This window comes from Streptomyces sp. NPDC096105 (assembly GCF_044763335.1).
In the GTDB taxonomy this organism is placed as follows: Bacteria; Actinomycetota; Actinomycetes; order Streptomycetales; family Streptomycetaceae; genus Streptomyces.
This window is the reverse complement of the sequence record NZ_JBIWGC010000032.1, coordinates 38,147-45,439: the sequence shown is the minus strand read 5'-3', so window position 1 is coordinate 45,439 and position 7,293 is coordinate 38,147. Positions and strand designations below refer to the sequence as shown.

The following is a 7,293-nucleotide window of genomic DNA, read 5'->3' as shown; positions in this document are numbered from 1 at the left end:
GTACGACAAACTCGCCGTCCGCTACGAAGCGACCGTGCTGGTCGCAGCCATCAACGAGTGGCTGTGACCAGCACTTTCACAACAGACCCTAGTGGTGCTTCGTTAGGTTCTGGGCTGTCTGCGGCGGCTTCGAGGGTCGGGCAGGGGGCGTCCGCAGGTGGTGCAGGCACCGGCCCAGCACCTCAGCAGGTCCTGAAGAACGTCGAGGACCTGGTAGAGGGTCAGGCCGATGTGCGGACTTTTGGGTCGAGCCGCCTGAGGGTGAGGAAGGCCTGGGCGGCGGTGACGTGGTGGTGCCAGCCGCGCCAGGTGCGGCCCTCGAAGTGGTCCAGGCCCAGTCCGTGCTTGAGCTCGCGGTAGTCGTGCTCGATCCGCCAGCGCATCTTCGCCCATCGCACCAGGTCGGCGACCGGGGTCGAAGCGGGCAGGTTCGACATCCAGTAGCCGGTCGGTGCGTCCTGGCCGTCCGGCCACTCAACCAGCAGGGTCTGGGTGGGCAGGACGCCGTCCCATCGGTCGCGGACGCCGCCCGCCTCCTGGGCCGCGGCCAGGGACTGCTTACCCGCGGGCCGCACCGTCAGGACCGCGAACCGGGAGGTCATCGCGCCTTTGCTGCCCTGACGCCAGGTCACCTCGGCGAACCGGCCGGCATCGGCTTCGGCCGCGAGGACCGAGATGGCTCGTGGTGGAGTGCGATACCGGGGCAGCGTCGGCGGGCCGAGCCCGCTGTAAGCGGGCTGGTACGGCTCGGCATTCTCCGGGTGGGCGACTTCCTTCCCGGTCAGCGCGAGCACATAGGACAGCCCGCGCTGGTGAAGACCGAGCCGGAACGGGGTGCTGACGCCGTAGCCGGCATCGGCGACCACGACCGGAGCCTTCAGCCGCCACTCGCCGAGCGTGTCGAGCAGGCCGAGCGCCAGGCGCCACTTCTCCTGGTGCACCACCTCGTCGGGCACTCCTGCCCTGCGGCACCGCTGCGGTGCATCCGTCCACTCGCGTGGCAGATACAACTCCCAGTTCAGCGGACACGACGCGGTGTCGGTGGCGGCATGGACACTGACCGCGACCTGGCAGTTCGCCCGCTTGCCGACCGCTCCGCAGTACTGCCGGGTCACCCCCACCGACGCGGTGTCGCACTTGGGGAACGACACATCGTCGACCACCCACACCTCGGGCCCGATCACCTCGGACAGCCGCTCGGCGATCCGCTGCCTGACCGGCAGCGGATCCCACGGCGACTGGTTCACGAACTGCTGCAGAGCCTGCATGTTCCCGTCCGGCAGCCGCTCGGCCATCGGCTGGATCGACTTGCGCCGGCCGTCGAGCATCAGGCCCCGCAGATAACACTCGCCCCACCGCCGCTGATCCCGCCGCGGCAGCGACCCGAACACATCGGCAACGAACTCCGCCAACTCACCCCGGAGCCGTTCCACCTCCCCCAGCTTCACCCTGGGAGGCTGCCCACCATCAGCCAAGACCACCCAACGTAACGAAGCATTACTAGTCTCCCGCTTGATCTACTTCGTGACCTTGATCCCCTCCAACTCGGTGGACTTCGGCGCCAGGATGGCGAACCAGTCGTAGGGGGAGTGCTTGAGGCTGTGGATGACCGGAACGCCGGCGTTCGCCTCGGTGTCCGCGGACGTACGGCCGACCTTGGTAGACGTGCCGTCCTTCCAGGTGCAGGTGACCTCCCGGGCGGTCTTGGCGACCTGGCCGAACACCAGGCGCGGGGCGGCCGTGCCGTCCCCTGGGAGCAGCGGGAGCGAGACGGTCCCGTGCTCGCCGCCGGTCAGGACGTCGTCCTCGGGTAGCACCAAGTTCCCGATCTGAGTGGTCTTCGCCTCTTCACCGGTGACCCGGTGCACGAAGTGCGCGACCTTGCCCACCAGGTCGGAGGCTGTGGAGACGTCCTGCGGGTGCTCGCCGAACTTCGCCATGGCCGCCAGAGTGGCCTGGGCCTCCGCCGTGTCCGCCGGAGCCTTCCACACGTCGATGTACACCCTCCACGGCACTCCCGCGTCGGTGCCGCTCGCCAGGGTCGTCCGCATGTGCGGCTCGGATGCCTCCGCGCTGGCGACCGGCTGGCTCGCCGACGACACCCCCCGTTCCCCGTCACCGGACAGCCCGTTCAGTGCCAGAGCCCCCGTGGAGCCGGCCACGACCAGGGTGGTGGTCGCCACGACCGCCCAGCGACGGGCCCTGCGGCGGCGGCCGCCGCGAATCAGTGCCTGGGCGGGGGCTGTGCCGATCCTCACCTCGTCGGCGGCTTCGGCCAGCAGGAAGGCGATGTCGTGCTGTGTCATGTTGTGGCTCGTCTCCCGGTCCGCGCTCTTCACGTCCGTCCTCCCTGCGTCACTTTCTCCGCCAGTCCCGAAACGGCGCGCAGCTTCGCGATCCCCTTGGCTGCGTTGCTCTTCACCGTGCCGACCGAACAGCCCATCGCCTCGGCCGTCTGTGTCTCAGTGAGGTCCTCCCAGTAACGCAGGACCACTGCTTCCCGCTGCCGTGCCGGCAATTGGGCCAGCGCCTTCAGCAGCGTGTGACGGTCGTCGGCCTGGGCGATCCGGTCACCGGTGTCGGCCACCTCGTGTGTCAGGCCTGCGTCCCCGCCCCTGGGCAACAGGAACTCCCGCAGCTTCCTTCGATATCTGCGGGCATGCGCGTTGATCATCACTCGTCGCACATACGCCTCAGGGGCGTCGGCCAAGGCGACCCTGTGCCAGGCCACATAGACCTGCTCCAGCGTCGACTGGACCAGATCCTCCGCAGCGTGCTGCTCACCCGTGAGCAGAAATGCCGTGCGCATCAGGCGCGGCCAGCAACCGACGACGAAATCGTGGAACTCTTGGTCCCCGACCTGCTTTCGAACCCCCATGAGCACCTCCCTCCTAGATGTTCAAAAGAGTCCATACGAAGCCGAGACCGTTGCCTCACCACGGAATCTTCTTCCGCTTCGCACACCCGCACCGGTCGATCCGGCCCTGCCGAGCGCGGACATCCGCATCGGCTACGCCCGCTGCTCCACCCTCGGCCAGGAACTCGACTCCCAGCTCGACGCCCTCGCCGGGCACGGCGTCCCCCGGGACAAAATCTTCGCCGAGAAGATCAGCACCCGCATCGGGACTGCTGCAGGGTTGGGTGACACCTGACCTGGCTTGCTGAGAAACGGCCTGGAAGGATGTTGCAGTGCCCAAGCCGTATCCGAAGGAGTTCCGCGGGGACGTCGTGCGGGTCGCGCGTAACCGCGAGCCCGGCGTCACGCTGGAACAGATTGCCGCCGACTTCGGCGTCCATCCGATCACGTTGTCGAAGTGGCTGCGCCGCGCTGAAACCGACGAGGGCGCCAGGCCCGCGACGGCGTCGGGCGAGTCGGCCGAGCTGCGCGAGGCCCGCAAGCGCATCCGGCTGCTGGAGCAGGAGAACGAGGTTCTGCGAAGGGCTGCGGCATATCTGTCGCAGGCGAACCTGCCGGCAAAATGATGTACCCGCTCGTCCGCGAGCTGGCCGCCGCCGCTGCCCCTCATCGGGTGCCGGTGGCGGTGACGTGCCGGGTGCTCAAGCTGGCCCGCCAGCCCTACTACCGGTGGCTGGACCGGCCGGTCACCGACGCCGAGCTCGCCGAGGCACACCGGGCCAACGCCCTCTTCGACGCTCACCGCGACGATCCCGAGTTCGGCCACCGCTTCCTCCGCGACGAGGCCCGGGCCGCCGGTGAGCCGATGGCCGAGCGGACCGCCTGGCGGATCTGCCGGAACAACGGCTGGCGGAGCGCGTTCGGCAAACGCAGAGGCCGGAACAAGAACGCCAAAGCTGGACCACCGGTCCACGATGACCGGGTGCGGCGCGACTTCACCGCCGACGGGCCGAACCGGCTGTGGCTCACGGACATCACCGAGCACGCGACCGACGAGGGCAAGCTGTATCTGTGTGCCGTCAAGGACGTGTACTCGAGCCGCATCGTGGGCTACTCCATCGACGCCCGGATGGAGTCCCGCCTCGCCGCGACCGCGCTGGAATCCGCCGTCGCCCGCCGCGGCCAGGTGGCCGGTTGCGTCGTGCATTCGGACCGCGGCTCGCAGGGCGGATTCAATCGGTCGTCGCAACACCTCGTCCTCGGAGGTGTTGATGGGCAGGCCAGCAGGGTGGATGGCGTCGTTGACCGGACGGTCGCCGATGAAGTCCCCGGGTGCGCCGGCGCTTCGGCGGGAAGTGGAACGTCAGTTCTGGAGGGAAATCGCGAAGGGGGTGCTCTCCGAGGAGGCGGCAACTGCGGTTGGCGTATCCCAGGCGGCGGGTTGCAGGTGGTTCCGTCACGGTGGCGGCATGCCACCAATGGATCTTGCTCCGCAGTCCGGCCGGTACCTGTCCTTTCACGAGCGTGAAGAGATCGCGATCCTCAAAGCACAGGGCATCGGAGTCCGGGAGACCGCGCGACGTCTCGGCCGCGATCCATCAACGGTATCCCGGGAGCTGCGGCGCAACGCCGCGACCCGCGGTGGTCGGCTGGACTACCGGGCGTCGGTCGCGCAGTGGAAGGCCGATCTCGTGGCCCAGCGCCCGAAGACAGCAAAGCTGGCCGCGAACGACCGGCTGCGGGACTACGTGCAGGAAAGGCTTTCCGGCCAGGTCAGCCGCCCGGACGGGACGGTATTGGGGCCGCAGGGCCCGCGGTGGAAGGGGAGGAACAAGCCCCACCGCGGCGACCGCCAATGGGTCATGGCGTGGAGTCCGGAGCAGATCGCGAACCGGCTGAAGGTCGACTTCCCCGATGATGAGTCCATGCGGATCAGCCATGAGGCGATCTACCAGGCGCTGTTCATCGAAGGCCGTGGAGCGCTCAAGCGTGAGCTCGTTGCCTGCCTGCGCACCGGCAGAGCCCTGCGGGTGCCCCGGGCCCGGTCCAAAAGGACGGCGTGGGCCCACGTCACGCCCGAGGTACTGATCAGCGAACGACCGGCGGAAGCCGACGACCGCGCCGTACCAGGACACTGGGAGGGCGACCTCCTGATCGGACTCGAGCGATCGGCGATCGGCACGCTGGTCGAGCGCACGACCCGATTCACAGTGCTTGTCCACCTGCCCCGCCAGGACGGCTACGGCATCGTCCCTCGTACCAAGAACGGACCGCCACTGGCCGGCTATGGCGCGGTGACGATGAAAGATGCGCTTGCGGCCACAGTCTGCACCCTGCCCGGGCAACTATGGCGGTCGTTGACCTGGGACCGGGGCAAGGAGCTGTCGGCGCACGCCCAGTTCACGGTCGAGACCGGCGTCCCGGTCTACTTCGCCGACCCGCACAGTCCCTGGCAGCGCGGCACCAACGAGAACACGAACGGCTTGTTGCGCCAATACTTCCCGAAGGGCACGGACCTTTCTCGATGGGCGGCGGAGGATATCGAGGCGGTCGCTGCCACCCTCAACAGTCGCCCTCGTAAGAGCCTCGGTTGGAAGACACCCGCCGAAGCCCTCAACGACCATCTACTATCGATCACATAAGCCGGTGTTGCATCCACTGGTTGAACCCAGTCAGTTCCGGTCACGGAAGGTTGCCGCCGTACTCACTCGGCATGGCCTGGTCGGCTCGATGGGCCGCGTCGGGGCCGCCGGCGACAACGCCGCCATGGAGAGCTTCTTCGCGCTGCTGCAGAAGAACGTCCTGGACCGCCGCACCTGGACCACTCGACAGGAGCTGCGGATCGCGATCGTCACCTGGATCGAGCGGACCTACCACCGGCGCCGACGCCAGAGACGCCTGGGCCGATTGACCCCCGTCGAGTACGAGACCATCATGACCCCACCCGCAGCTCTGGCTGCATAGACCCCGCTGTCACCCGATCATGCAGCAGTCCCGTTCGGTAGTGGAGATGGCCGCTTCGATCCAGGTCGGCAACTGGTGGCCCTGGAGGTGAGCGACCATGTGGCCGAAGGAACGCACGTGCTCGGAGAGTGTCGTCAGTTCGGGGCAGTTGGCTAGGACGGCTTTGAGCTGGAGCCGGTCGCCTTCGGGCAGGGCGTCGGGGTGGGTGAGGAGCCAACGCGTGACGGCGCGGGCCGATGGCGGGCGAGGGTCAACCGGTTGGGGCTTGCTGCGAAGATTCCTGCTGACGTAGTCGCGGACGCCGGCGTAGCCGTGGGGATAGCCCTGTTTCTTGATCTCCTCCCACAGTTTCCAGGCGTTGGTGCAGCCTTCCTGCCAGCGCTGATCGAGGTAGGGTTTGTAGGTGTCGAGCGTGGTTGCGCGGTTTTGCCACTGACCGGTGAACATCTCCTCCAGGGTGGTGGCACGGGAGAAGCGCAGGATCGTGTTGAGCGTCATGCCGAGCTGCCGGGCGACGGACCGCTTGCTGTGACCGGCGGCGAGGAGAGCGTGGATGGTGGCGTGCTTGGCGCGGGTGCGTTCGGCGAATCGGTGCCCTGTCGGCCAGGGCGACAACGCGGTCGGCTCAGGCTCCTCCTGGAGTTCTTCCGGCTGTGTCGGCATGGGGCGCAAGCAGCTGCAGTGCCGGTAGACGCACTTCTCGGCGGCTTCGCCCAGGTTGTGCCAGAGGTGCCACCGGTCGGCGACCTGAAAGGGCTGCGGGGCGCCACGGGTGGCACCCTCGGCGAAGAAGAGAGCACGGTCGCGGCAGATGATCTCGATGCCGGGCCGCTCGGCGAGCCAGGCCGCGAGCGTGTCCGCTTCCCGGTCGGGAAGGAGATCGACCGGGCGACGTGTCTCGACATCGATCAGCACGGTTCCGTAGACACGGCCCTTGCGCTGGGCGTATTCGTCCACGCCGACCACGCGGGGTGCTGCGATGGCGGGGTCCGGAAGCGAGGCGACCAGCCTCAGCAAGGTGTTCCGGCTGACCGGAACCTTGAAGGCGTCCGTCATCCGGGCGCCGGCCCGGCCTGCGAGCGCAAGGCCGACCGACACCAGCGTCGCCCGCAGCCGCTCGGTCCGTCGCCCGAACCTGAGGGTGAGGCCGGGTACTTGCTCGGCGAAGGTCTTCCGCTCGCAGGATTCCTCCTCGCAGACGAACCGCCGCACCCGCAACGACACCACGACGAACTTACCCGCCGTCGGTAGATCGTGAGGAAATCGCAGGTAGGAGCCATGTACTCGCCCAGACCAGCATCCACACCCCGGACAGGCCACCTGCCCTGCGGTCGTACGGGCATCGACCCGGAGGACCGTGCCGGTCACCTCAACCGATTCCACCAACACGCCCTCCACCGAGGAGAACAGCAGCTCATCCAACTACGGCCGCACTGTGTTCACGGCGAAGGACTGTCGACCACACCACCATC

At 67.9% G+C, this 7,293-nt stretch carries 7 protein-coding genes and 2 pseudogenes; 5 read left to right on the top strand and 4 right to left on the bottom strand.

Translation table 11 applies throughout. The features are described 5' to 3' along the window. Window positions 1-221: 221 nt before the first annotated feature. The 3 genes from ACIQ8B_RS31525 to ACIQ8B_RS31515 all read right to left on the bottom strand — a co-directional run bounded on the left by ACIQ8B_RS31525 (window position 222) and on the right by ACIQ8B_RS31515 (window position 2,878). Window positions 222-1,448, bottom strand: coding sequence for an IS701 family transposase (locus ACIQ8B_RS31525; RefSeq protein ID WP_403551578.1), 1,227 nt, complete (start codon window positions 1,446-1,448; stop codon window positions 222-224). 69 nt (window positions 1,449-1,517) lie between these two features. Further along, window positions 1,518-2,339, bottom strand: a complete 822-nt coding sequence (locus ACIQ8B_RS31520; RefSeq protein ID WP_403551576.1) for a hypothetical protein — start codon at window positions 2,337-2,339, stop codon at window positions 1,518-1,520. Next, window positions 2,336-2,878: a SigE family RNA polymerase sigma factor gene (locus ACIQ8B_RS31515; RefSeq protein WP_403551574.1), complete on the bottom strand. Its 543-nt coding sequence runs from the start codon at window positions 2,876-2,878 to the stop codon at window positions 2,336-2,338. The genes ACIQ8B_RS31520 and ACIQ8B_RS31515 overlap by 4 nt, the downstream gene beginning before the upstream one ends. Before the next feature lie 106 nt (window positions 2,879-2,984). On the opposite strand from ACIQ8B_RS31515, the pseudogene ACIQ8B_RS31510 reads away from it, so the two are divergent. The 5 genes and pseudogenes from ACIQ8B_RS31510 to ACIQ8B_RS31490 form a co-directional block, all read left to right on the top strand. Then, window positions 2,985-3,122, top strand: a pseudogene (locus ACIQ8B_RS31510) (recombinase family protein); the annotation flags it as partial. Window positions 3,123-3,189: 67 nt separating this feature from the next. After that, entirely contained in the window at window positions 3,190-3,483 is a 294-nt protein-coding gene (locus ACIQ8B_RS31505; RefSeq protein WP_403551572.1) for a transposase, read from the top strand. Beyond that, window positions 3,480-4,385, top strand: a complete 906-nt coding sequence (locus ACIQ8B_RS31500; RefSeq protein ID WP_403551570.1) for a DDE-type integrase/transposase/recombinase — start codon at window positions 3,480-3,482, stop codon at window positions 4,383-4,385. Before ACIQ8B_RS31505 ends, ACIQ8B_RS31500 begins: the two co-directional genes overlap by 4 nt. Continuing rightward, complete coding sequence (locus tag ACIQ8B_RS31495) at window positions 4,327-5,499, top strand: IS30 family transposase (RefSeq protein WP_403551568.1); 1,173 nt, start codon at window positions 4,327-4,329, stop codon at window positions 5,497-5,499. Before ACIQ8B_RS31500 ends, ACIQ8B_RS31495 begins: the two co-directional genes overlap by 59 nt. Before the next feature lie 28 nt (window positions 5,500-5,527). Further along, window positions 5,528-5,821, top strand: a pseudogene (locus ACIQ8B_RS31490) (IS3 family transposase); the annotation flags it as partial. 9 nt (window positions 5,822-5,830) lie between these two features. Here ACIQ8B_RS31490 and ACIQ8B_RS31485 read toward each other — a convergent pair. Continuing rightward, window positions 5,831-7,243, bottom strand: a complete 1,413-nt coding sequence (locus ACIQ8B_RS31485; protein WP_403551565.1) for an ISL3 family transposase — start codon at window positions 7,241-7,243, stop codon at window positions 5,831-5,833. Between the last annotated feature and the right edge of the window lie 50 nt (window positions 7,244-7,293).